The organism is Amycolatopsis sp., assembly GCF_036008905.1.
Lineage (GTDB): Bacteria > Actinomycetota > Actinomycetes > Mycobacteriales > Pseudonocardiaceae > Amycolatopsis.
The window spans coordinates 1-23,713 of sequence record NZ_DASYMU010000176.1 but is presented as its reverse complement, the minus strand read 5'-3'; the positions used below and the strand labels follow the sequence as shown (position 1 = coordinate 23,713).

The following is a 23,713-nucleotide window of genomic DNA, read 5'->3' as shown; positions in this document are numbered from 1 at the left end:
TCTCGGGGTTGATATTTCAGCGTGGGGTCAGGTCGGTGATGACCCACGTGCCGTTTTGTTTTTCGGCCGTGACCGAAAGCTGGGACGCGGCCGAACTGATCGCGGCGTTATCCGCTCTGGTCGCGGATTGGTCGAGGAAAACGAGCAGTTTCGCTTGATCGCCGATCAGTGATTGCACGGCTGAGCTCACCACTCTCGTGGACAACACCAGCTTTTGCCGCGGCGCCAGTTGCCGCACTTGGCCGAACAACTGGTTATAGGTGTCCAGCGCTTTTCCGCGCAGCAGTTTCGACGCCGCCTGCTCGGTCACTTCGGTCCTGTCGTAGGAATAGGAAAAGATCCGGTTCAGCGACAGCGTCACCGCCGAGTTCACCTCGGCCGTCGCGCCGGTGTCGGCCAGCGCGTGGTTCGCGGCGGACCCCGACGACCGGAGCGCGTGCGCCTCGACGGTGAACCAGGCTCCCGCCCCGGCGAGCACCACCGCGGCCGCGACCAGCAGCAACGGCAACCGCGCCCGGCGAGGCCCGGGCGTAACCAGAACCTCTTCCACCTCGGGCTCAACCACGTCGGTGCTCATCGCGATCCCACCGGGACCTGGTCGAGCGCGCTGAGTTTCCAGCCGTCGCCGGTCCGTGTCAGCTGTGCGGCGAACCGGTTGCGCTTGGTACCGGGCGCCACTCCCTCCTTCGCGACGGTGATCTCCACCGACGCCAGCAGTTTCGCCGTCCCGGCGTGCTCGTTGAGCTCGTTGACCGCCGCGTCCAGCACCTTGCCGGTGGCGACGGTCTTGCCGTCGGCCAGTGTCTGCTTGGCCTTGTCGTCGGTGCTCGCCAGCTTGTCGTGCAGCGGCCCGGTCGACGCCGTCAGCCAGCGCCCGATCCCGCCCTTGACGTCGTGGTAGTCGAGGGTGCTGAGCACGGCGACCTGCTCACGCCCGGCCCGCAACGCCTCGTCGCGGGCGTTCACGTACGCCAGCGTCGGATCGTTGGCCGCCCGCAGCCATGACCAGCCCGCCCACCCCGCGAACACCGCCGAAGCCGCCAGCAGCACGATCGGGCCCGTTTTCCTCATTTGCCAAGCCACAGCAACTCCTCGAGGCTCGTCGAAACCCGCTGCAGACCGGGAAGTCTCAGCGGCTCGGAGAAACCGCCCGGCACCACCGCGTCCGGGACACCGCCCTTGGGCGCGTTCTGCGCCCCGCGGACCGAGCTGATGTCGCCCCGCGGCAGCGTGCAGGCCGCCGCGGTGTTGAACGGGACTGACGTGACTTCCCGGCTGCTCCGGCGGGTTGTGCTTTCGTAGCCCTGGTCGCAGGGCGGCGGATCGTAGAACGTCAGCGCGAGCGAAAGCCGCCCGCTGTCCGCGGTGATGGCCGCCGAGGTCGCCGCGACGGCCTTGGGCGTGTTCACCAGCAGCTCGTCGATCCCGTTGATCCGGGTGGCGAAGACCTGGGACGTCGTCAGCAGGTTGGCCACCAGCACCGGCAGCCCGGGACTGTTCTCCCGCAGGAGGCTCGACAGCTCCGTCGCGGCGCCCGGCGCGGTGCTGATCAGCTCGCGCAGGTCACCGTCCGAAGCGGACAGTTGCGTCGCGAAAAGCCTGGCGTTTTCACTGAAGGCCCGCCACTCCCGCGACGAGTCGGCCTGCGTCTGCAACACCGTGGCGCCGTCGTTGATCAGTTTGTCGGTCTGCGGCAGGTTTTGCGACGCGGCGTCGGTGAACTCGCTCGCTGAGTCCAGCAGCGCCCGGAGGTTCGGCCCGGCGCCCCGCAACGCGTCGTCGAACTCGTTGACGACGGTCCGCAGCGAGTCCGTCGGCACCGACGCGGACAGCGAGTTCAGGTTGCCGAGCAGGTCCTGCACCGGCAGCGGCAGCCTGGTCGACTCGCGGGGGATGACCGAGCCGTCGCCGAGGAACGGGCCGGTGCCGGTGCGCGGCTGAAGGTCGACGTACTGCTCGCCGACCGCGGACCGGTTCGCCACCACGGCCTGCGAGTTGACCGGGATCGGTTCGGCGGAGTCCTTGATGATCAGGTCCGCCTCCATCCCGGTGTCGGTCAGCCGCAGCTCGCCGACCCGGCCCACCGCGACCCCGCGGTAGGTGACCTCGCTGTTGGTGAACAGCCCGCCGCCGTCGGAAAGCTGCAGCCGCACGACGTATCCGCCGGCGCCGAACAGCCGGTCGAGCCCGGCGTAGTCGGCGCCGATGAACGACATCGCGGTGAGCGCGATGACCACGAACGCCAGCACCTGGATCCGTACCTTGGTGGTCAGCATCAGCTGGGACCTCCCGTGCCCGGCAACGGAAGGACGGGCACACCCTCGCCGGGCGGTGGGAGCTCGACGCCGTCGGCCGGCACGATCGTCGCGTACACGTTGAGGTAGTCACCCTTGATCCCGTCGAGCACCGCGTCGGTGAACGGGAAGGTCGGCAGGATTTCCAACGCCCGGGGCAGACTCTCCCCGGCTTCCGCGAGCCGCTCGAGGATCGGCGCGAGCGCGGTCAGATCGGCGACGAGATCCGCTTTGCTCTTGGTGATGGTGTCCACCGCGACCCCGGACAGGTCGTCGAGCGACTGGAGCATCGTCACCAGCTGTGTGCGTTGCTCGGTCAACGTCTTGAGGCCGGGAGTGAGATCGGTCAGTGCGCCGGAAACCTGCTGACGCCGGTTCGCCAGCGTCGTCGCCAGCCGGTTCATCCCGTCGAGTGCGGCGGTGATGTCGCCGCGGTGTGCGTCCAGATTGGTCGCCAGTTCGTCCACTCCGGACAGGAACGACCGGATCTGCTGCTCGTTCCCGGCCATCACCTTGGTCAGTTCCTGGTTGATGGTCTGGAGCTGGCCGATGCCACCACCGTTGAGCAACAGCGATAGCGCGCCGAAGATCTCTTCGAACTCGGGATTGCGGTTGGTGCGGTCCGTGGTGATCACCGCGCCGTCGGTCAGCCGGCCAGGGGACGCGTCGGTGTCCGCCGCCGCGAGTTCGACGAACTTCTCCCCGAGCAGGCTGGATTGCCGCAGCCGCGCGAGCGCGTTCGACGGCAGCACGACGTCACCGTTGACGGCGACGACCGCCTCGGCCGTCCAGCCGTCGGCGCCGAGCCGGATCGTCTCGACGCGGCCGACGGGCACGTCGTTGACCTTCACCGCGGCTTGCGGCACCAGGTCGAGCACGTCGGCGAACTGCACGGTGACGCGGTACGGGTGGTCGCCGATGTCGGCGCCGCCGGGCAGCGGGAGGTCGTAGACACCCTTGAACTCACCGGACGAACAGGAGGAAACCGCCAGGCAGCAAGCCATCGCCAGGAGAACGCGCTTCATTTCCCACCTCCGGTGACCAGCGGAAGCGGTGGGTCGTAGTAGTCCGGCAGCACGCTCCGGCCCTGCAGCGTGCCCGTCTTCGGATCGACGGCGCTGAGCACGTTGCCCGCCGCGAGCGGCAGGGTGTCGAGGGCTTCGGCGAGCGCGGCCCGCTGGTTCACGAGCGTCTGCGTGGTGACCACCAGGTTGTCCACATTGGACTTGATGGCCGCGCGGTTGTCCTTGACGAACCGCTGGATGTCGGCGAGTGCGCCGCCGAGCGTGTTCAGCGCGCCCGCGAGTTCCTCACGGTCGTTGGCCAGGCTCGTCGACACCGACGCGAGCTGCGAGTTGACGCTCGACACCTGACTGTCGTTGCCAGCCAGCATGGTCGTGAACTTCTGCAGCTCGGTGATCGTGCCGAAGAGATCGTTCTTCGAGCCCGCCAATGTCCTCGCGAGGTCGGCGAAGTTGCGCACGGTCTCGTTGAACGACTTGCCGTTGCCGTTCAGGTTCGCCGCGCCCGTGTTGAGCAGGTCGGACAGCGCGCCGTCGGCGTTGGCGCCGTCCGGGCCGAGCGCGGTGCTGAGCGTGTTCAGGCTCGCGTACAGCTCGTCGAGTTCCACCGGCGTGCCCGTGCGGTCGATGCCGACGACGGCGCCGTCCGCGAGCCGCGGGCCGCCGCGCGCGGGCTTCGAGAACTGCACGTACCGGTCGGCCACCACACTCGGGGCGATGACGAGGATGTTCGTGTCCGCCGCGACCCCCACCGAACCGTCGACGGTCATTTTGACCTCGACCTGCTCGCCGCGCGGGGTGACGGTGTCGACCTGTCCGATCCGGACACCGAGCACGCGCACGTCCGAACCGCTGTAGACGCCGACCGCGCGGCTGAAGTACGCGGTGACGCTGTGCTGGCCGTTGCCGGAGAAGATCCACCACAGCACGCCGATGACCACCAGCGCCAGCACCAAGGCGATGGCGACGTAACGGTTGAGTCCGGCCTGGAATCGGGTCGTGTTCATTTGTGGCCCCTCGGCGGCGTGCAGGGATCGCGGTTGTCCGGGATCAGCCCGCACAGGTAGCTGTCCACCCAGCGGCCGTTGCCGGCGGAGTTGTTCACCACACGGAAGTACGGCCCGGCGAGCTGGATGCTCTTCTCGAGGTTCGCGTTCTGCCGCTTGAGGATGTCGGTGACCTTGGTCAGCTGGTCGAGCGCGGGCTGGAGCTGTCCCTGGTTGTCGCGCACCAGACCGGAAAGCTGTGTCGCGAGCCGCTGTGCTCCCTCGAGCAGGTCGTGGATGGCGTCACGGCGGTTGTTCAACTCGGTGAGCAGCAGGTTCCCGTCGTCGAGGAGCTTGTCGAAGTCGCCGTTCGACGCGGAGAGCGTGCCGGTGATCTTGTGCGCGTTGTCGAGCAGTTCGGCGAGCTGGTCATCGCGGGAGGAGATCGTCTTGGACAACGAGGTCAGCCCGTCGAGCGCGGTGCGGATGTGCTCGGGGGAGTTCTTGAACGTGTCGGAGATCGTCCGGAAGCTCTCCGCCAGCTGACCGGTGTCGATCGCGCCGACGGTGTTCGCCAGCCCGTTGAACGCGTCGGTGACGTCGTACGGTGTCACCGTGCGGGTGCGGGGGATCGGCTGCCGGGGGTCCTGCTCGGTGTCGCCGATCGGGTGCAGGGAAAGGAACTTCCGGCCGAGCAGGGTTTTGATCTTGATCTCGACGGAGGTCTTGTTCCCGACCCACGCGTCCTTGACCCGGAAACCGACGCGCACGTGGTCGTCGTCCAGTTCGACCCTCGTGACCTCGCCGACCTTGATCCCGGCCACCCGCACTTCGTCGTCGGCCTGCAGGCCCGCCGCCTCGGAGAACTCGGCTTCGTACAACGTGCCGGAGCCGACGATGGGGAGGTTCTCGTAGTTGAAGGTCGCGGTCAGCAGCGCGGCCATCACCAGGCTGCCGACGGCGCCCAGTACGTACGGATTGCGTTCCTTGAACGTTTTCACTGGCACCTCGCAGCGGTGACGGGCAGGCCGCGCGGCGGATCGGTGCGCAGGGTCGCCTCACAGAGGTAGAAGTTCATCCACGACGCGTACGAACCGAGCCTGCCGATCTCGTTGAACTTTTGTGGCAGCTTGTCCAGCAGGTTGTTGATGTCGTCGGAGCCGTTGGCGAGATTCTGGGACAGATCACCGAGTCCGGTGATGCTGTCCTTCAACGGCGGCCGGGCGACGTCGAGCAGCCCGGCGGTGGCCTGGGAAAGCCCGCCGATGCCTTCGATCGCCTCGCCGATCGCCGTCCGGTCCCCGGCGAGGCCGGACACCAGCTGCCGCAGCGTCGAGATCAAAGTCGACAGTGAGTCGCCCTTGTCGTTGATGTTCTTCAGCACCGAGTTGAGGTTCGTGATGACGTCACCGATCACCCTGTCGCGGCTCGCCAGTGTCGAGGTGAGCGAACCGGTGTGGCTCAGCAGGCTCTCGACGGTCCCGCCTTCGCCCTGCAGCACCTGGACGATCTCGCCGGACAGCTGGTTGACGTCGTTCGGTGACAGGGCTTGGAAAAGCGGCTTGAACCCGTTGAAGAGATCGGTGAGGTCCAGCGCGGGCGTGGTGCGTTCGAGCGGGATCTCGGCGCCCGGCGCGAGCGTGTCCGCCGAGCCTTTGCCGCGCACGAGGGCGATGTAGCGCTGGCCGACCATGTTGCGGTACTTGATGACCGCGGTGATGTCGGCGGGCAGCTTCCGTCCTTTGTCGACGGAGAACCGCACGTGCGCGAGGTTCTGGTCGGCGACGGCGAGCTCCTCGATCTGTCCTACCCGGACACCCGAGATCCGGACGTCGTCACCGACGTTGAGCGCGGTGGCGTCGAGGAACTTCGCGCCGTACTGGTCGGTGTCGCCGATGCCGGTGTTGGTGATCGAGATGGCCAGCAGGGTGGTCGCGAGCACGGTGATCACGATGAAGATGAGGCCCTTGACGAGTGGGCCGACGAAGTTCCTCATTTGAGGGTCACCTCCGTGCCGCGGTACAACGGCCCGACCAGGACGCTGCTCCACGGGGACACCTGAGCGACCGGGACCCCGAGCGAAGGCGCGATCAGCGTGGCGAGAAGTTCCTGCTCCTGCGGGGAGTTGGCGACCCCGAGGTCGTCCTCGCCACCGGGGAACAGCGGATGTGCTGCACTGCCGGGCGGAACCGCGGCGGTGCCTTCGGTCGGGACGACGCCGCTCGGGTAGCAGCGCGGTCCGCCGCCCGCCTTGTAGACCGGGTCGTCTTTGCCCGGTCTGTACGGACCGCGGGGGTCGGTCACCGAGACGTCGACGTGCAGCCCGGGCTGTTTCGTGCCCGCGCCGAGCACCTTGTTCATCGCGGGTTTGAGCGCGGTCAGCGCCTGGAGGGTGCAGGGGAAACTGGGCGAGTAGCGCGCGGCCACCTCCAGCGGGCCCCGGCTGGTCGCGGAGAGTCCGATGAGATTGTCCTTGTTGTTGCGCAGGAACGTGGTGACGTCCTGCGAGGACGAGGTGACCTGCGGATAGAGGTTCGCCAGCTCCCCGCGTTTTTCGTCGACGGTGTTCAGCGTGACCGCCGATTCGGTGAGCGCGTCGAGCAGATCCGGGGCGATGTCGCCGTAGAGCTGGGTGACGGTCGCGAGATTGCGGAGGTCTTCGTCGAGTTTCGGCAGGTTCGGGTTGAACTCGCGCAGGTAGCCGGCCGCGGTGGAAAGCGTCTGGCCGAGCTGTTCGCCGCGGTTCTGCAACGCCGTCGACACCGCTGTCAACGTCGTCGCGAGTTTCTGCGGCTGCACGGCTTGCAGCACCGGGAGCAGATTGTCGAACACCTTTTCCAGCTCGATCGCGTTCGCCGATCGGTCCTGCGGGATGACGTCGTCCGCGGTGAGGTGCGGTGCGGTGGAACGGTCCGGAATGGACAGTTGGACGTACCGTTCGCCGAAGAGGGTTTTGGGGATGAGCAAGGCGGAGACGTCGTTGGGCAGCTTGTCGATCTTCCCGGGTTCCATCGCCAGGCCGATTTCCGCGCCGGTGCCGGTGCTGCGGATGGTCCGGATCTCGCCGACGACGACCCCGCGCGTCTTGACCTCGCCGCCGATGCGCAGCTGGTTGCCGACCCGGTCCGTTTTGAGCGTCACCGGGATCGAGGAGACGAAATCCTTGTTGTAGACCTGGATCGACAGCGTCACGAACACCGCCATCACCACCAGGAACGCGACCCCGGCGGTACGGACCCCCAGTTTGCGGCTCATCCGGCGACCTTGACCGTGGTCGTGGCGCCCCAGATCGCCAGGCTGAGGAAGAAGTCGATCACGCTGATCGCCACGATCGCGGTGCGCACGCCCCGGCCGACGGCCACGCCGACGCCCGCGGGACCGCCGCTGGCGCGGAAACCGTAATAGCAGTGGGCGAGCACGACGACCACGCTGAACACGAGCACCTTGCCGAACGACCACAGCACGTCACCGGGTGGCAGGAACAGCAGGAAGTAATGGTCGTAGGTCCCGGCGGACTGGCCGAAGAACCAGATGGTGACCTGTCTCGACGCGAGATACGACGTCAGCAGGCCGATCGCGTAAAGCGGGATGACGGCGAGGAAACCGGCGATGATCCGGGTGGTCACCAGGTACGGGATGCTGGGGATGCCCATGACCTCGAGCGCGTCGATCTCCTCGGAGATCCGCATCGCGCCGAGCTGGGCGGTGAACCCGCAGCCGACCGTGGCCGACAGCGCGAGCCCGGCCACGAGCGGCGCGATCTCGCGGGTGTTGAAGTACGCCGAGACGAACCCGGCGAACGCCGAGGTGCCGACCTGGTTGAGCGCGGAGTAGCCCTGCAGGCCGACGACCGTGCCGGTGAACACCGTCATCCCGACCATCACGCCGATGGTGCCGCCGATGACGGCCAGCGCGCCGGTGCCGAAGCTGACCTCCGCGAGCAGCCGGGTGATTTCCCGGCCATAGCGGCGAATCGCGCGCGGAGCCCACGCGAGGGCGCGCAGATAGAACAGGATCTGCTCGCCCAAGCTATCCAAGAAGGTGAATCGCCGGTCGATCGCTCCTCGGACGCGCTCGCCCCTGGTGGTCACCATGGCGGCCTCACATCCCCTTCGGTGGAACGAGCTGCAGGTACAGGGTGCTGAGCACGAGGTTCAGCAGGAACAGCAGCAGGAAGGTGATGACCACCGACTGGTTGACGGCGTCGCCGACGCCTTTCGGGCCGCCCTTGGGGTTCAGCCCGCGGTAGGAGGCGACGATCGCGGCGACGAACCCGAAGATCAGCGCCTTGATCTCGCTGATCCAGAGGTCGGGCAGCTGGGCCAGCGCGGAGAAACTCGCGAGATACGCGCCGGGGGTGCCGTTCTGCATGATGACGTTGAAGAAGTAGCCGCCGAGCACGCCGACCACGCTGACCATGCCGTTGAGGAACACCGCCACGCCCATCGCGGCGAGCACCCGCGGCACGATCAGCCGTTGGACGGGGGAGACGCCGAGAACTTCCATGGCGTCGATCTCTTCGCGGATCGTGCGCGACCCGAGGTCGGCGCACATCGCCGAACCGCCCGCGCCGGCGATCAGCAGCGCGGTGACGATCGGGCTGGCCTGCTGGATGATCGCCAGCACACTGGCCGCGCCGGAGAACGACTGCGCGCCGATCTGCGTGGTCAGCGAGCCGACGTGGAGCGCGATGACCGCGCCGAACGGGATGGCGACCAACGCCGTCGGCAGGATCGAGACGCTGGCGATGAACCAGAACTGCCCGATGAGTTCGCGGGCTTGGAACGGGCGCTTGAACAGGCAGCGGAGAACGTCCAACGCCAGCGCGTACAACCGTCCTGTTTCCCGCAGCGCGGCGGCGCCGGGAATGGAGGACGGGCCGGATGTCCGGATTCCCACGACACCTCCGCAGTCGGTCACGCGAATAGCGTCGGTGCGATTCCCCCAATGCTCCGAATGGCGTATTATCGGGAAAAGTGGCCGTACCGACAGATGGCTTTGCTACTGGTCAGTACGTTAACTTTGCCCTCACGGGGGAACAAGGGTCATTCTTTTTCTTGAACTTTTATGACAATTACTCGCGCGACTTTTGTCGGCGCCGCATAAGGAATGGCACAAGATCTTCTGAGTGCAGTCTGTGCACGCCCGAGTGCACGCCATGCGCTCCCAAGCGCGCCCTGCGCACGCGGCCACCCGGGAAAGTGTCGATATGTTCTCCGAGGTGGGCGCCGGAACGCCATGAAGGGAACCTTCCTGGCGTTTCTTGAGAGGAAGGGTCCCTTCGTAGCGTGGGGAGCCGGGGGCTACTTCGCCAGGTCGGCGACGATTTCGTACGAGCGGCGCCGGTCCTCGTGGTCGTGGACCATGGTGGTGATCATCAGCTCGTCGGCGTCGGTGTCCGCCAGCAACGTCTCCAGTCCCTTCCGGACGGTCTCGGGCGAACCGGCGATGTTGCTGTCGAAGCGCTCCTCGATGAACGCGAGGTCCATCTCGGTGTACGGGTACGCCTCGGCTTCCTCGGGCGTGGGCAGCGGGATGGGCCGTCCGCGACGCAGGCTGAGGAAGGTGAGGCCGCCCGGGCCGGCGAGCCAGCGGGCGCGGTCGTCGGTCTCGGCGGCGATCACGGAGACGCCGAGCATCACGTACGGCTCCTGCAGCACCTCGGACGGCCGGAACGCGTTGCGGTAGATCTGCACGGCCGGGATGGTGTTCTCCGCGCTGAAGTGGTGCGCGAACGAGAACGGCAGGCCGAGTTGCCCGGCGAGTTGCGCGCTGAAGCCGCTCGAGCCGAGCAGCCACACCGGCGGCTTGTTGCCTTCGGCCGGGGCGGCGCGTACCGCGCGGCCTTCACCGGGCTCGAAGTACTCGCGAAGCTCGGCGAGCTGCTGCGGGAAGTTTTCGGCGGAGAGGCCACCCGGCCCGCGGATGGCGAGCGCGGTGCGCTGGTCGGAGCCGGGCGCGCGGCCGATGCCGAGGTCGATCCGGCCGGGGTGGAACGCCTCGAGCGTGCCGAACTGCTCGGCGACGATGAGCGGCGCGTGGTTGGGCAGCATGACGCCGCCGGAGCCGACGCGGATCGTCTCGGTCGCGGCGGCGACCTGTCCGATCAGGACGGCGGTGGCCGAGCTCGCGATACCCGGCATGTTGTGGTGCTCGGCGAGCCAGTAGCGGTTGTAGCCGAGGCTTTCGGTGTGCTTGGCCAGGTCGAGGGTGCATTGCAGCGCTCCCCGGACATCGGACCCGCTCACCACGGGCGAGAGGTCGAGCACGGACAGTGGCACGTCAGACAGAGAAGTCACGCTTACGTGCAACGCCCGTCACGCCCGAACTCTTCCCACTAAGCGGGGCGATCAACACCACATAGGAGTTGCTGAGTGCCGCCGGACGCCCCCAGCCGTCCGGCGGCACTCCCCGAGAAGACCGCCCCCCCCGGCGGTCCCTATGCCGTGCCGATGGTCGCGGCGTCGGCGGAGAGGGCTGTGAGTGAACTTCCCCAGTGGAAATTGATTAACACAATGCACCCCTTTGTTTGAAATTCAGACGCACGTATTGCCGGTAGGTCCCTTCCCGGCAGGGGCGCGCCCGATGCACTGTTTTACTGCGGATAAGTTGTTCGGTGTCAGGAGCCGGGCACCGAACAACAACCTCTGAACAACCCGGAACCCGCGGAAAACACGGGTGACTCGACGAAGGGAGGTCCCGTGCCTCGTCCGGAGCGGCCGCTCGACGACGGTGACGACGCGCTGCGGGAGTTCGCGGCGGACCTTCGCCTGCTCCGGGAAAAGGCCGGTGGACTCGCTTATCGGGAACTGGGACGCCGGGCCCATTATTCGGCGGGGACGCTGTCGGAAGCCGCCGGTGGCCGCAAGCTGCCAAGCCTGGCCGTGACCCTGGCCTACGTCCGAGCCTGCGGTGGCGACGAAGCCGAGTGGGAAGCCCGCTGGCATACCATCACCGCCGACGGTGACGGCCGGCCGAACAACTCCGGTACTGAGAACGCCGTCCCGCCCTATGCCGGTCTGACGCCGTTCGGGCCCGAAGACGCCGACCGTTTTTTCGGCCGCGAACCCTTGGTCGAGAAAATCGTTTCAAGACTTTCCCGGAATCGGTTTGTCGCCGTGCTCGGCGCGTCCGGATCGGGTAAATCCTCGTTATTGCGCGCCGGTTTACTGCCCGCGGTGAAGACGGATACGACTCTTCTGCTCACTCCGGGTGCGCATCCGTTGCAGGAATGCGCAGTCAGAATGGGCGCGGAACTGGGACTCGCGCCCGGTGGCCTGCTCACGGAATTCACCGCCGAGCCGCGCAATCTCGGTCTCGTCGCCCGTCAGCTCCTCGCCGCGCGAGCCGCCGACGGCGATTTCGTGCTCGTCGTGGACCAGTTCGAAGAGGTCTTCACCCTCTGCCACGACGCCGAGGAGCGCGCCCGGTTCATCGCCGCACTGGTCGCCGCGACCACCGAGCCGCACAGCCGGACGCGGGTCGTGCTCGGCGTGCGCACTGACTTCTACACGCATTGCGCGCAGCATCCGGAACTGGTCAACGTCCTGCAGGAGTCGCAGATCCTGGTCGGCCCGATGACCACGGAGGAGCTGCGCCTCGCCATCACCCAGCCGGCCATCAGCACCGGCAACCGCGTCGAGACCGCGCTCGTCTCCCGGCTGATCGCCGACGCCACCGGCCAGCCCGGGGTCCTGCCGCTGCTTTCGCACGCGCTGCTGGAGACATGGCAACGCCGTCGCGGCACCACGCTCACCCTGGCCGGCTACGAGTCGACAGGCGGTATCGAGCGGGCCGTCGCGCAGACCTCCGAGCTGACCTACACCACCCTGAACGACCACCAGAAACACCTCGCGCGCCAGATCTTCCTGCGCCTGACCGCGCTCGGTGAAGGTACCGAGGACACCAAGCGCCGCATCACCGCGAGCGAGCTCGACAACGACGACCCGGACGTCACCGTGGTGCTCGGCAGCCTCGCGAGCGCCCGCCTGATCACCCTCGACGACGACAGCATCGAGATCGCGCACGAAGCGCTCATCCGCAGCTGGCCCCGGCTGCGCTGCTGGCTGACCGAAGACCGTGAAGGCCTGCGCGTCCACCGGGAACTCACCGAGGCGACCGGCGTCTGGGAAGCCGTCGACCGCGACACCGGCGCCCTCTATCGCGGCACCCGCCTGGCCCGCGCCCGCGACTGGGCCGTCGACGAGGACCGCGGGCTGACCATTCGCGAACAGGCGTTCCTCGACGCGAGCCTCGCCGCGGAAACCCGGGAACAGGACGTCGCCCGGCGCAGCACACGAAGGCTGCGACAGCTCGTCGCGCTGCTCGCCGTGCTGCTCGTTTTGGCTGTCTCCGCCACGGTTTTCGCCGTCTCGGCGGGGAAGACGGCGACAGAACAGCGCAACTCGGCGTTGTCGCAGAAGGTCGCGCACCAGGCGACTTTGCTGCGTGCGGCGAACCCGGCGCTGGCCGTCCAATTGAGCCTGGCCGCCTATCAGCTCGTCCCCGGCACGGACGCTCGCGGCGGCCTGCTCAGCACGTTGGCCATGCCGTACGCCACCCAGCTGACCGGGCACACCGACAACGTCAACGCCGCCGTCTTCCGCCCGGACGGAAAAGTACTGGCGACGGCGAGCTGGGACACCACGGCGAAACTGTGGGACGTCTCCGATCCGCACCACCCGCGCGAGCTGTCGACGCTCATCGGCCACACCGGCAACGTCGAGGGCCTCGCCTTCAGCCCCGACGGGCGCACGCTGGCCACGGGCAGCTGGGATCACACCGTCCGGATCTGGGACGTGACCGACCCGGGCACCCCGCGCGGGCTTTCGGCGCTGTCCGCGCATACCGACAACGTCCGCGCGCTGGCGTTCAGCCCCGACGGCAAGATACTGGCCACCGCCGACAACGACAGTCTCGTCCGGCTCTGGGACCTCACGAACCCGAGCCGTCCCGGCCGGACGACCGAGCTGGCCGGGCACACCGGCACCGTCAACGCCGTCGCGTTCAGCCCCGACGGGCGCCTGGTCGCGAGCGGCGGCAGCGACAAGATCGTCCGGATCTGGACCGTGGGATCGGCTGACCCGCCCAGAGAACTGGCCGGACACACCGGCCAGGTCAACTCGGTCTCGTTCAGCCCGGACGGCCGGACACTGGCCAGCGGCGGCGTCGACATGACCGCGCGCCTGTGGGACGTCAGCGATCCCGCCGATCCCAGCGGTCTTTCGACGCTCACGGGTCACACGGGCATCGTGCGCTCGGTGGCGTTCCGGCCGGACGGCCGCGAGCTCGCGTCGGCGAGCGTGGACCGCAGCGTGCGGCTCTGGAACATCACCGATCTCCGCGCTCCCAAGCAAAGCACCGTCCTGACCGGGCACACGGCATCCGTCGTCTCGGTGGCGTACAGCAGGGACGCACGCACGCTGGTCAGCTCCGGCGACGACCACACGGCGTGGCTGTGGGACCGCCCGGGACCGGTGCTCACCGGCCACGACGCCCGCGTGTGCGAGGTGTCGTTCAGCGCGGACGGGCGGCTGATGGCCACCGGCGGGCGCGACAACGAGAAGGTCGTCAAACTCTGGGACACCTCCGACCCACACAACACGCGCGAACTCGCGACGCTGGCCGGCCATATCGACGGCGTCTGCGCGGTGGAGTTCACGCCGGACGGGAAAACCCTCGCCACCAGCAGCTGGGACGGCAAACTTCTGCTGTGGGACATCAGCGATCCGGCCAAGATCGGCCCGCCGATCGTCACCATGGACCACGCCATCGACGTCGACGCGGTGGCGTTCAGTCCGGACGGGCGGGTCATGGCGGCCGTCGGCGACACGCGCGTGGTCAAGCTGTGGAACGTCGAGGACATCCGGAATCCGAAGGAACTCGGGAGCCTCGACCCGCACGCCGACGACGTCCAGGCGGTCACCTTCAGCCATGACGGCCGGCTTCTCGCGACGACGAGCTGGGACGACACCGTGCGGCTCTGGAACGTGGCCGATCCCGCGCACCCCGGTGCGCTTTCCACGCTCACCGGGCACACCGACGCCGTGTTCTCCGTGGCGTTCAGCCCGGACGGCCGCACCCTGGCCACCGGGGGTCAGGACCGCACGGCCCGGCTCTGGGACATCACGGACCCGCGCAAACCCGGCACGCCCGTGATCCTCACCAAGCACACCGACTCCGTCGACACGGTCGCCTTCAGCCCCGACGGCCGCACTTTGGCGACCAGCAGCGCCGACCGCACCGCGCAACTGTGGGACGTCACCGGCAGCACGCCGCAGCTTTCGGCCGTCCTTGTCGGGCACACCGACCGGCTCTACCAAATCGCGTTCAGCCCCGACGGCAAGACGCTCGCTTCCGCCGGCTCGGACCGGACCGTGCGGATGTGGCAAGTCGGCACCGACGAGGTCGCCGCTCGTATCTGCGACATCGCTTCGCCGAAGATCACGCCCGCCGAGTGGGCCGAATACTTCCCCGGCGTCGACTACCACCCACCGTGTCCGTCGTGAGTGGCTACCGGAACGCCGTGAAGGGAACCTTGAGGGACTCAGAGTCCCTCAAGGTTCCCTTCACGGCATCAACGACAAGCCACGAGGCACCCACCCAAGTCGAGCCCTGCCACCCACCGTTCTGAGCACTGTTACGCACTCACGAACTCAGTGCGGCAGCCAGTCCGGGTTGGACGCGAGCACGGTGAGCTGCTGCGTCGCGCGGGTCAGCGCGACGTAGAGCACCCGGCGCCCGGTGGTCGACTCGGTGATCAGGTCGTTCGGTTCGACCAGGACCACGGCGTCGTACTCGAGTCCCTTGGAATCGAGGCTGCCGACGACCTTGAGCCGCTCGTCGACCTGACCGGCGAGCCAGCGCTCCACCTCTTCGACGCGATCCATCGCGGTGATCACGCCGACAGTGCCTTCGACGGTGTCCATCAGTTCCTTGGACGCCGCCTGCACGGCCGCTTCCATCCCGGTGGCCTCGACCGCCCGTACCTCCGGCACGAGCCCGGTGGTGCGCACGGCCTGCGGCAGGTCGTCCTCGCCGGCGTGGCCGACGACGACCTTGGCGGCGAGGTCGAAGATCTCCTTCGAGTTCCGGTAGTTCGTGCGCAGGGTGTAGCGGCGGCGCGCGGCGCTCTGGCCGAACGCCTGGTCGCGGGCCTGCGCGGCCTCGGCGGGATCCGGCCACGAGCTCTGCACCGGGTCCCCGACGACCGTCCAGCTGGCGTACTTGCCGCGCCTGCCGACCATCCGCCACTGCATCGGCGAAAGGTCCTGCGACTCGTCGACCACGACGTGCGAGTACTCGTCGTAGTGCTCGGCGCGGTGTGTCCCGCTGCTCGACCGCGACGGGTTCACCTCGACCATTTCCTGACGGCGGCGCCGTTTCGGCTCCGGGCCGATCAGCACGCGCAGCTCGTCGAGCAGCGCGACGTCGGCCACCGACCAGCCGCGGGAACGGTCGCCAAGATCCTTGGCCAGCAAGGAGATCTCGCCCCGGTTCAGCAGTCCCTTGCCCGCGCTGGCGAGCCGCCTTTCGTCCGACATCCACCGCAGGATCTGCGCGGGGTAGAGCACCGGCCACCACTCGACGAGGAACCGGTGGAACTCGATCCGGTCGCCGAGCTCGTAGATCAGCTCGGCCTTGTCGAACGACTTGCCGTCCTCCTTCGCGTGCTCGTCGGCCCGCGTGGCGAGCGCTTCGAGCAGCATCTCGGCCGCGCGGATCCGGGACCGGTTCGGCGGCGCGCCCGCGGTGTGGACGCGGCGGCGGACCTTCTCCAGGTCCTTCGCGTCGAGCTTGAGGACCTCGCCGCGATAGACCATCCGCATGTTCGTCGGCGCGTCCGGCGGGGTTTCGCGCAGCGACCGCAGGAGCAGCTTGCGCATGCGCAGCGACCCCTTGATCGCGGCCAGCGGCGCGGCGTCCTGCCGGGTCGCGTTCAGGCCGTCGAGGACTTCGCCGAGCGCGCGCAGTTCGACGTTCGTCTCACCCATCGACGGCAGCACGCGCTCGATGTAGCTGGTGAAGACCCCGGACGGGCCGACGACGAGCACCCCGGCGCCACCGAGCTGACGGCGATACCGGTACAGCAGGTACGCGGCGCGGTGCAGCGCGACGGCCGTCTTGCCGGTACCCGGGCCACCGGTGATCTCGGTGATCCCGCGCCACGGCGCCCGGATGATCTCGTCCTGTTCCTTCTGGATGGTCGCGACGATGTCGCGCATCTTCTCGCCGCGCGACCGGCCCAGCGCGGCCATCAACGCGCCTTCGCCGACGATCTGCATGCCGTCCGGCACCGCGTCGGCCATCAGCACGTCGTCGTCCACGTCCAGCACGTTCTGGCCGGAGCTGCGGATGACCCGGCGCCGGATGACGCTCATCGGCTCTTCGGCCGTCGCCTGGTAGAACGGCGCGGCCGCCGGCGCGCGCCAGTCGGTGACCAGGTTGTTGAAGTCCGCGTCGCGGATGCCGAGCCTGCCGACGTAGTCGACCTCGGTGTCCAGATGGTCCAGCCTGCCGAACACCAGTCCTTCGTACTCGGCGTCCAGCGTCTGCAACGTCTGGTTCGCGTGGAAGACCATCATGTCGCGCTCGAACAGCATCGACGCCTGCTCGAAAATAGCCTCCCGACCGGCCCCGTGGCCGATCTCATACCCCTTCGACCGCATGGCCTCAGCCTGCGTACGCAGTTCCCCGAGCCGGGTGTACACCCGATCGACATGGGACTGCTCGATGGCGATCTCGGCCCGTCTGACCCGAGGTTCCGACACTCATCGCTCCTAAGCAGTTCAAACGCCTTCGAGGGCGAAGAAGAACTCTACGCGTTCCCGGCTGGACGTTCGTCAAGTGTCATGTAGTGCACTCCGCGACGCCGGTGGGGGAGGATGCACGCGTGACCAGGATCGTGGCCGGGAAGGCGGGCGGCAGGCGGCTCAAGGTGCCCGCGAAGGGCACGAGGCCGACCTCCGAGCGAGTGCGTGAGGCGCTGTTCAACGCGCTGGAAGTGGCCGGTGAGCTGGACGGCTCCCGGGTACTGGACCTTTACGCGGGTTCCGGCGCGCTCGGGCTGGAGGCGCTGTCGCGCGGGGCCGTCGACGTGTTGTTCGTCGAGTCGGGCAGGCAGGCGACCGACGTCCTCAAGGGGAACGTGGCCGACGTCGGCCTGGGCGGCACCGTCCGATCGGGACAGGTCGAGGCCGTCGTCGCGGGTTCGGTCACCCAGCCGTTCGACCTCGTGCTGATCGACCCGCCCTACGCCGTCGACTCGGCTCAACTGGGCGCGATCCTCACCGCGCTTTCCGCCGGTGGCTGGGTCGCCGACGGCGCGCTCGTGGTGATCGAGCGGGCCACCCGTGACGGTGAACCCGACTGGCCCGGGAACTTCGAGCCGATGCGGATCAAGCGCTACGGCGACACCGCCCTGCACTGGGGCGAGTACGCGCCGGGGGAAAACACGGCGGAAACGACTATGTGACGCAAGCGGCATGAGCGCGCGCGACCCCTTCGGGCTTGGTAGCGTCCGTCCATGCGGCGTGCGGTTTGTCCCGGCTCTTACGATCCAGCTACCAACGGCCACCTCGACATCATCGAGCGTGCGTCCGAACTCTTCGACGAAATCGTCGTGACGGTCATGATCAACAAGAGCAAGAAGGGCTTGTTCACCATCGAGGAGCGGATGGAGATGCTCCGCGAGACGACGGTGAAACTGCCCAACGTCCGCGTCGACTCCTGGCACGGCCTGCTCGTCGACTATTGCCGCGAGAACGACATCATCGCGATCGCCAAGGGCCTGCGTTCGGTCAGTGACTTCGACTACGAGCTGCAGATGGCCCAGATGAACCGTGAACTCTCCGGCGTCGAAACGCTGTTGATGGCGAACAACCCCGTCTACGGCTTCGTCTCCAGTTCGCTGGTCAAGGAGGTGGCGACCTACGGCGGCGACGTCGAGTCGCTGGTGCCTCCGATCGTCTTCGCGCGGCTCAAGGAACGGCTCTCCGAACTCGCGTAACCCGATTGGCTCAAGCCGTTGGTAGGCATTCCGAGTGTTAACCCCGATGCTCTGTCGAAGCTCACCGCACCGGGTTACGGTCCGAAAATGACCAACAGGAAATCACGCCTTACCGCCGCCCTGTTCGCCTTCGTCCTCTTGTTCCTCGGCGGGACGGGACTGGCCGAAGCGACTCCGTCCGCCGCGCCCGTTTCGATCCAGCAGAACGCCTGTGGTGACCTCACCGGCTTCAGTCGCGTCGCGCTGTCCAGCCTCCCCAAAGAAGCCACGACGACCTACAACCTGATCCAGACCGACGGCCCGTTCCCGTACCCGAAGAACGACGGCGTCGTCTTCCAGAACCGGGAGAAGATCCTGCCGGCCTGTAGCTCCGCGTACTACCACGAGTACACCGTCCCGACGCCTGGCTCTTCGAACCGCGGCGCCCGTCGCATCATCACCGGCAACGCGGGCGAGTACTTCTACACCGGCGACCACTACGCCTCCTTCAAGGTCGTTACCGTGTAATGCAACCCATCAGGTCTCCTCGTCCGTGAGTAACACCGGAACACGGACGAGGAGGCTGGATGAGGACTGGGGACGATGCGAGCTTCAGGGAGTTCGCCAGGGGGAAGGCGCTGTCGCAACGACGGACGGCGTATCTCCTGTGCGGCGACTGGCATCTCGCGGAGGATCTGGTCCCAACCGCCCTCATCAAGCTCTACCGGGTCTGGCCGAAGGTCAGCCGGAAAGGGCCCGTCGACAACTACATGAGGCAGGTCCTGCTGCGCTGCTGGCTCGACGAGCAGCGGCGACCGTGGCGGCGCAAGGAAAACCGCGACGGCGTCGTGCCCGAATCGGCCGGTGCGCACACGGATCCCACCGGGATCTCGGATCTACTGCTTCTCGCCCTCGCCGAGGTTCCACCGAAACAGCGCGCCGCCGTGGTGCTCCGCTATTGCGCGGATCTGCCCGTCGCGGAGGTCGCCACCGCGCTGCGCTGTTCGGAAGGGACGGTCAAGAGCCAGGCCGCGCGGGGTCTCGAAGTCCTCCGCGCCGCCGTGACGCGACGGGAAGCCGAGCGGCTCCCCGTCGAGAGGAGCAGGTAGTGGACGACAAGCAGCTCGTGAACGGACTACGCGGATTGGCGCTCGCCGAACCGCAGCTGGGATTCGATCCCGACGAGGTGGCGACGACGGCCGCCAAGAAGATCCGCAGCCGCCGGGCCACGATCGGCGTCGGGCTGGCGACCCTCGCCGTACTCGGCTCCGCGGTGACCTTCCTCGGGCCGGGGGACACGCAGGCGCCGACCCAGGTCGCCATTCCCAGCGCACCTCCGCCGATGAACGGCCTTCCGCCTGCCACTGACCCACAGCTGCTCAGGAACCTGGAGCATCTGCGCGAGGTCCTGCCCAAGCTGTTGCCTGACGCCACGGACATCGCTGTGCCGGACCTCGAACCGGGCCAGCACCCCGGGACGATGACCGCCGTCGTCGAGTTCCGCGACGGCGCCGGGCCCGCGTCGTTCAACGTGACGATCACCAGCCCCAAAGGGCGGGCCAACATGAAGAAGGCCACTGACATCTGCAAGCCGGGCAAGAGCCCGCGCTGTGAGATCGTCCCTCAGTCCAACGGCGACAAGGTGCTCTTTTCGGAGTACGACTCCGGTGCGGACGCCTCCAACTACCGGGCCGACGGTGGCTACATCGGGATTCTGAACAGCAGTTTCGTCTCGGGCCTGCTGGCCGAGCGCTATGACTTCAAGGACGAAGAGGGCTTCTACAAGATGGACCGCGGACGGCTGCCGCTGAACGAAGATCAGCTGACGCAGCTCGTCACCGATCCGGCTTTCTCCCTCGAATAGACCGCCGTGGGCCGGGCGTGGTCCCGGGGGACACGCCCGGCCCTGGCTTCGTCCGGCGGATCCGGTGCCGGTAGGGGCAAACTGAACTCAGCGAAACGGGGATTGCTTGCGTTAAGCATTAGGGAGTGGCCGTGTACCGGGTTTTCGAGGCTCTCGACGAGCTCGTCACGATCGTGGAAGAGGCACGGGGAGTGCCGATGACCTCCAGTTGTGTCGTGCCACGCGGCGACATGCTCGAGCTGCTCGACGACGTCCGGGACGCGTTCCCCCAGGAAGTCGACGACGCTCAGGACGTGCTCGACAAGCGCGACCAGCTGATCCACACCGCGCGGACCGAGGCCGACAGCACCGTCGGGGAGGCCAACGCCGAAGCGGCGCGAGCCGTCGACGACGCGGCCGCCGAAGCCGAGCGGATCATGGCCGAGGCGAGGGCACGCGCGGAGCAGATGATGTCGGACGCGCACGCCGAAGCCGAGCGCATGGTCATCGCGGGTCAGGCCGAGTACCAGAGCCTGACCGATCGCTCACGCGCCGAGTCGGAGCGGATGGTCCAGGCCGGCCGCGACGCCTACGACAGGGCGATCGACGAGGCCCGCAACGAGCAGGCCCGGCTGGTCTCCCAGACCGAGGTCGTCCAGGCCGCGCACGCCGAATCGGCGCGGATCGTCGACGAAGCACACGCCGAAGCCGACCGTCAGCGCGTCGATTGCGACGCGTACGTCGACGGCAAGCTCGCGGAATTCTCGGAGCTGCTGGCGACCACGCTGCGCACCGTCGACTCCGGGCGCAACCACCTGCGCGCCCCGGCGGGCATGGGTGGCACCGGACGCACCGCGCTCTACGACTACCAGGGCTGAGACCTGCTGTTCGCGGTCGCGTAAACTTGTCTGCGATATGTCTGAAGACAAGCTTCCGCCGCCGCGTCCGCCGCGGGTGGACCTCCGCAGCCCCTGGGTGCTCGACACCCGCGAGCTCGCCCGCCATGCCGGGCTGAGCCGTTCCTTCCACCGTTCGGCGCCGCTCGAGACGGCACTGGGCGTGCCCGACGTCATCGTCGTGCCCAAAGACACCGAGGTCGAGCTCGACCTGCTCCTCGAATCCGTCGTCGAAGGCGTGCTGCTCACCGGCACGGCGTCGGTGACGGCCACCGGGAACTGCTCGCGCTGCCTCGACCCGATCTCCGAAGACATCGACGTCGACCTGACCGAGCTGTACGCGTACCCCGGTTCGACGACCGAGGAGACGACCGACGAGGACGAGATCAGCAGGCTCGTCGACAACCGGATCGAGCTGGAACAGCTCGTCTGCGACGCGATCGTGCTGGCCATGCCGCTGGTGCCGTTGTGCGAGGAAGACTGCCTCGGACTGTGCGTCGACTGCGGTGTCAAGTGGGCCGATCTCGAGCCCGGACACGGGCATGAGAAGATAGATCCTCGGTGGGCCGCGCTGGTCGAACGTTTCGACGAAACCGATGTTTCTGACGAGACCGCGGCGAGTGGCCCCGATAAGCAAGCCTGACGAGCACCAGCTCGATCCAGTGTTAACTAGGTGTATCTAAAGAGTATGCTCGCCCGCGCGAGCAGACCGTGATAAGGAGATGTTGTGGCCGTCCCGAAGCGGAAGATGTCGCGATCCAACACCCGCGCGCGCCGCAGCCAGTGGAAGGCGGCTCCGGTTCAGCTGGTGCCTTGCTCCAACCGCGCCTGCAAGCAGCCGAAGCTCCAGCACATCGCCTGCCCGACGTGCGGCCAGCACGCCGGCCGTCAGGTCGTCGAACCAGCCTGAGGCGGACGATATGGGAGGCAAACCGCCCCGAGGGCCGGCTCCCGATCCCACGCCGCTACTGGAAGCGCTCGGCATCACTTTTGATGACGAGCTTCTGACGCTTTCGCTGACCCACCGTTCTTATGCTTATGAGAACGGTGGGCTTCAGCCCAACGAGCGTCTTGAATTCCTTGGCGATGCGGTGCTCGGCTTGGTCGTCACCGATCACCTTTACAACACGCACCCCGATCTGCCTGAAGGGCAGCTCGCGAGGCTTCGTGCCAGCGTGGTCAACATGCACGCACTGGCACGCGTTGCCCGCAGGCTGGGCGAAGGCGGGCTCGGCGCACATCTGCTGCTGGGCAAGGGCGAAGAGCTCACCGGCGGCCGGGACAAGGCGAGCATCCTCGCCGACGGACTGGAAGCCGTGATCGGCGCCGCGTATGTGGCGCACGGTACCGACGTCGCCAGGAAACTGGTCCACCGCCTGTTCGACGACCTGCTGGCCGAAGCGCCGCTGCGGGGAGCCGGACTGGACTGGAAGACCAGCCTCCAGGAACTCGCCGCGACCAACGGGATGGGCGTTCCCGACTACCGCGTCGAGGACACCGGACCGGATCACCGCAAGGAGTTCACCGCCACGGTGTTCGTCGCCGGGCGCGAACTCGGGCACGGCGACGGCACGACCAAGAAGGAAGCCGAGCAGAAGGCTGCCGAGATGGCTTGGCGCGTGCTGAACGAAGAGCTCGGCAACGACGAAAAAGAGTGATTCCCACTCCTGTAGCCGTGTTCCCCATTTGTGTAGCCGTGTTCCCCGTTGGGGCGGTCTTCGGGCGCGCGCGGGTTGAAGCAGAATAGAGCCATGCCTGAACTCCCCGAGGTCGAAGTCGTCCGATTGGGGCTGCAGGCCCATGTCGCGGGCCGGGAAATCGCCAAGGTCGAAGTACTGCACGAGCGGGCCATCCGCCGTCACGTGCTCGGCGCCGACGATTTCACCGGCCGTCTCGCGGGCACCACGATCAACGCGGCCCGGCGGCGCGGCAAGTACCTCTGGCTCGAACTTTCCGACGGCGAAGCGGTTCTCGCGCACCTCGGCATGAGCGGGCAGATGCTCGTCCAGCCCGAAGGCGCGCCCGACGAGAAGCACCTCCGCGTCCGAGTCCGCTTCGCCGACGAAGGCCCGGAACTCCGCTTCGTCGACCAACGCACCTTCGGCGGCCTCGCGCTCTCCGACCTGGTCGAGGTCGACGGCGATTCCCTGCCGAGCACCATCGCGCATATCGCCCGTGACCCGATGGACCCGAAGTTCGACCCCGAAGCCGCCCTGCGGGCCCTGCGTTCGCGGCGCACCGAGGTCAAACGGGCTCTGCTGGACCAGACGCTCATCTCCGGCGTCGGCAACATCTACGCCGACGAAGCCTTGTGGCGCTCCAAACTGCATTGGGCCCGCTCGACCACGCGCCTGACCAACCCGCAAGGCCGCACCCTCATCTCCGCCGCCACCGACGTGATGAACGAAGCGCTCGTTGTCGGCGGGACGTCGTTCGATGCCTTGTACGTCAACGTAAACGGCGAGTCCGGCTACTTCGACCGCTCGCTGGACGCCTACGGGCAAGAGGGCCTGCCGTGCGGCCGCTGCGGCACCCCGATCCGCCGCGACCCGTTCATGAACCGCTCCTCCTTCTCCTGCCCGAAATGCCAACCCCGCCCCCGCCCCTGACCCCTGCTCGGCACCGGCGGCGGGTGCTGAGTGGCGGGCCACGCCCCCAAAGCGGCGTTGGGGGCGTCGAGTGCCC

22 protein-coding genes and 1 pseudogene are annotated in these 23,713 nt (G+C 67.6%); 11 read left to right on the top strand and 12 right to left on the bottom strand.

Going from position 1 to position 23,713, the window contains the following annotated elements; all coding sequences use genetic code 11:
* Positions 1 to 16: 16 nt before the first annotated feature.
* The 11 genes from VGP60_RS29920 to VGP60_RS29870 form a co-directional block, all read right to left on the bottom strand.
* Positions 17 to 577 carry a hypothetical protein gene (locus VGP60_RS29920; protein WP_327551481.1) on the bottom strand — a complete coding sequence of 187 codons (561 nt, stop codon included), beginning with the start codon at positions 575 to 577 and terminating at the stop codon, positions 17 to 19.
* Positions 574 to 1,083, bottom strand: a complete 510-nt coding sequence (locus tag VGP60_RS29915; protein ID WP_327551480.1) for a hypothetical protein — start codon at positions 1,081 to 1,083, stop codon at positions 574 to 576. Before VGP60_RS29915 ends, VGP60_RS29920 begins: the two co-directional genes overlap by 4 nt.
* A complete protein-coding gene (locus tag VGP60_RS29910) occupies positions 1,068 to 2,276 on the bottom strand; it encodes an MlaD family protein (protein WP_327551479.1) in 1,209 nt (402 codons plus the stop codon). Before VGP60_RS29910 ends, VGP60_RS29915 begins: the two co-directional genes overlap by 16 nt.
* On the bottom strand, positions 2,276 to 3,319 hold the full coding sequence (locus VGP60_RS29905) for an MCE family protein (RefSeq protein WP_327551478.1): 1,044 nt from the start codon (positions 3,317 to 3,319) through the stop codon (positions 2,276 to 2,278). The genes VGP60_RS29910 and VGP60_RS29905 overlap by 1 nt, the downstream gene beginning before the upstream one ends.
* Positions 3,316 to 4,323, bottom strand: a complete 1,008-nt coding sequence (locus VGP60_RS29900; RefSeq protein WP_327551477.1) for an MCE family protein — start codon at positions 4,321 to 4,323, stop codon at positions 3,316 to 3,318. Before VGP60_RS29900 ends, VGP60_RS29905 begins: the two co-directional genes overlap by 4 nt.
* The gene (locus tag VGP60_RS29895; protein ID WP_327551476.1) at positions 4,320 to 5,303 is read right to left on the bottom strand and encodes an MCE family protein; all 984 of its coding nucleotides are present in this window, start codon (positions 5,301 to 5,303) and stop codon (positions 4,320 to 4,322) included. The genes VGP60_RS29900 and VGP60_RS29895 overlap by 4 nt, the downstream gene beginning before the upstream one ends.
* Complete coding sequence (locus VGP60_RS29890; RefSeq protein WP_327551475.1) at positions 5,300 to 6,298, bottom strand: MlaD family protein; 999 nt, start codon at positions 6,296 to 6,298, stop codon at positions 5,300 to 5,302. Before VGP60_RS29890 ends, VGP60_RS29895 begins: the two co-directional genes overlap by 4 nt.
* Positions 6,295 to 7,557: an MCE family protein gene (locus VGP60_RS29885; protein ID WP_327551474.1), complete on the bottom strand. Its 1,263-nt coding sequence runs from the start codon at positions 7,555 to 7,557 to the stop codon at positions 6,295 to 6,297. The genes VGP60_RS29890 and VGP60_RS29885 overlap by 4 nt, the downstream gene beginning before the upstream one ends.
* A complete protein-coding gene (locus tag VGP60_RS29880; RefSeq protein ID WP_327551473.1) occupies positions 7,554 to 8,396 on the bottom strand; it encodes an MlaE family ABC transporter permease in 843 nt (280 codons plus the stop codon). The genes VGP60_RS29885 and VGP60_RS29880 overlap by 4 nt, the downstream gene beginning before the upstream one ends.
* Positions 8,397 to 8,403: 7 nt before the next feature.
* Positions 8,404 to 9,201, bottom strand: a complete 798-nt coding sequence (locus tag VGP60_RS29875; RefSeq protein WP_327551502.1) for an ABC transporter permease — start codon at positions 9,199 to 9,201, stop codon at positions 8,404 to 8,406.
* Between the two features lie 404 nt (positions 9,202 to 9,605).
* Positions 9,606 to 10,601, bottom strand: a complete 996-nt coding sequence (locus tag VGP60_RS29870) for an LLM class flavin-dependent oxidoreductase (RefSeq protein WP_327551472.1) — start codon at positions 10,599 to 10,601, stop codon at positions 9,606 to 9,608.
* Between the two features lie 402 nt (positions 10,602 to 11,003).
* Here VGP60_RS29870 and VGP60_RS29865 point away from each other — a divergent pair, with 402 nt between their 5' ends.
* Positions 11,004 to 14,810: a helix-turn-helix domain-containing protein gene (locus VGP60_RS29865; protein WP_327551471.1), complete on the top strand. Its 3,807-nt coding sequence runs from the start codon at positions 11,004 to 11,006 to the stop codon at positions 14,808 to 14,810.
* A 147-nt stretch (positions 14,811 to 14,957) separates the two neighbouring features.
* Here the strand turns inward: VGP60_RS29865 and VGP60_RS29860 are convergent, their stop codons facing one another.
* A complete protein-coding gene (locus VGP60_RS29860; RefSeq protein ID WP_327551470.1) occupies positions 14,958 to 17,072 on the bottom strand; it encodes a HelD family protein in 2,115 nt (704 codons plus the stop codon).
* A 122-nt stretch (positions 17,073 to 17,194) separates the two neighbouring features.
* On the opposite strand from VGP60_RS29860, the gene rsmD reads away from it, so the two are divergent.
* The 10 genes and pseudogenes from rsmD to mutM all read left to right on the top strand — a co-directional run bounded on the left by rsmD (position 17,195) and on the right by mutM (position 23,637).
* Positions 17,195 to 17,776, top strand: coding sequence for a 16S rRNA (guanine(966)-N(2))-methyltransferase RsmD (gene rsmD / locus VGP60_RS29855; protein WP_327551469.1), 582 nt, complete (start codon positions 17,195 to 17,197; stop codon positions 17,774 to 17,776).
* Positions 17,777 to 17,827: 51 nt separating this feature from the next.
* Complete coding sequence (gene coaD, locus VGP60_RS29850; RefSeq protein ID WP_327551468.1) at positions 17,828 to 18,310, top strand: pantetheine-phosphate adenylyltransferase; 483 nt, start codon at positions 17,828 to 17,830, stop codon at positions 18,308 to 18,310.
* Between the two features lie 87 nt (positions 18,311 to 18,397).
* Positions 18,398 to 18,814, top strand: a pseudogene (locus VGP60_RS29845) (ribonuclease domain-containing protein); the annotation flags it as partial.
* Positions 18,815 to 18,876: 62 nt separating this feature from the next.
* Positions 18,877 to 19,398 carry a SigE family RNA polymerase sigma factor gene (locus VGP60_RS29840; RefSeq protein WP_327551467.1) on the top strand — a complete coding sequence of 174 codons (522 nt, stop codon included), beginning with the start codon at positions 18,877 to 18,879 and terminating at the stop codon, positions 19,396 to 19,398.
* Positions 19,398 to 20,153, top strand: a complete 756-nt coding sequence (locus VGP60_RS29835; RefSeq protein ID WP_327551466.1) for a hypothetical protein — start codon at positions 19,398 to 19,400, stop codon at positions 20,151 to 20,153. Before VGP60_RS29840 ends, VGP60_RS29835 begins: the two co-directional genes overlap by 1 nt.
* A gap of 131 nt (positions 20,154 to 20,284) precedes the next feature.
* Positions 20,285 to 21,010, top strand: a complete 726-nt coding sequence (locus VGP60_RS29830) for a DivIVA domain-containing protein (protein ID WP_327551465.1) — start codon at positions 20,285 to 20,287, stop codon at positions 21,008 to 21,010.
* Between the two features lie 37 nt (positions 21,011 to 21,047).
* Positions 21,048 to 21,671: a YceD family protein gene (locus VGP60_RS29825; protein ID WP_327551464.1), complete on the top strand. Its 624-nt coding sequence runs from the start codon at positions 21,048 to 21,050 to the stop codon at positions 21,669 to 21,671.
* A gap of 84 nt (positions 21,672 to 21,755) precedes the next feature.
* On the top strand, positions 21,756 to 21,938 hold the full coding sequence (gene rpmF, locus VGP60_RS29820) for a 50S ribosomal protein L32 (protein WP_327551463.1): 183 nt from the start codon (positions 21,756 to 21,758) through the stop codon (positions 21,936 to 21,938).
* Positions 21,939 to 21,948: 10 nt separating this feature from the next.
* Positions 21,949 to 22,686: a ribonuclease III gene (rnc, locus tag VGP60_RS29815; protein ID WP_327551462.1), complete on the top strand. Its 738-nt coding sequence runs from the start codon at positions 21,949 to 21,951 to the stop codon at positions 22,684 to 22,686.
* Between the two features lie 93 nt (positions 22,687 to 22,779).
* A complete protein-coding gene (mutM, locus tag VGP60_RS29810; RefSeq protein WP_327551461.1) occupies positions 22,780 to 23,637 on the top strand; it encodes a bifunctional DNA-formamidopyrimidine glycosylase/DNA-(apurinic or apyrimidinic site) lyase in 858 nt (285 codons plus the stop codon).
* Positions 23,638 to 23,713 lie beyond the last annotated feature (76 nt).

Bases quoted from the DNA above. Each gene is read 5' to 3' on its own strand.
- VGP60_RS29880 (WP_327551473.1), bottom strand. From the start codon at position 8,396: ATGGTGACCACCAGGGGCGAGCGCGTCCGAGGAGCGATCGACCGGCGA.
- VGP60_RS29905 (WP_327551478.1), bottom strand. From the start codon at position 3,319: ATGAAGCGCGTTCTCCTGGCGATGGCTTGCTGCCTGGCGGTTTCCTCC.
- VGP60_RS29910 (WP_327551479.1), bottom strand. From the start codon at position 2,276: ATGCTGACCACCAAGGTACGGATCCAGGTGCTGGCGTTCGTGGTCATC.
- rnc (WP_327551462.1), top strand. From the start codon at position 21,949: ATGGGAGGCAAACCGCCCCGAGGGCCGGCTCCCGATCCCACGCCGCTA.
- VGP60_RS29900 (WP_327551477.1), bottom strand. From the start codon at position 4,323: ATGAACACGACCCGATTCCAGGCCGGACTCAACCGTTACGTCGCCATC.
- VGP60_RS29920 (WP_327551481.1), bottom strand. From the start codon at position 577: ATGAGCACCGACGTGGTTGAGCCCGAGGTGGAAGAGGTTCTGGTTACG.
- coaD (WP_327551468.1), top strand. From the start codon at position 17,828: ATGCGGCGTGCGGTTTGTCCCGGCTCTTACGATCCAGCTACCAACGGC.
- VGP60_RS29885 (WP_327551474.1), bottom strand. From the start codon at position 7,557: ATGAGCCGCAAACTGGGGGTCCGTACCGCCGGGGTCGCGTTCCTGGTG.
- mutM (WP_327551461.1), top strand. From the start codon at position 22,780: ATGCCTGAACTCCCCGAGGTCGAAGTCGTCCGATTGGGGCTGCAGGCC.
- VGP60_RS29890 (WP_327551475.1), bottom strand. From the start codon at position 6,298: ATGAGGAACTTCGTCGGCCCACTCGTCAAGGGCCTCATCTTCATCGTG.
- VGP60_RS29825 (WP_327551464.1), top strand. From the start codon at position 21,048: ATGTCTGAAGACAAGCTTCCGCCGCCGCGTCCGCCGCGGGTGGACCTC.
- VGP60_RS29840 (WP_327551467.1), top strand. From the start codon at position 18,877: ATGAGGACTGGGGACGATGCGAGCTTCAGGGAGTTCGCCAGGGGGAAG.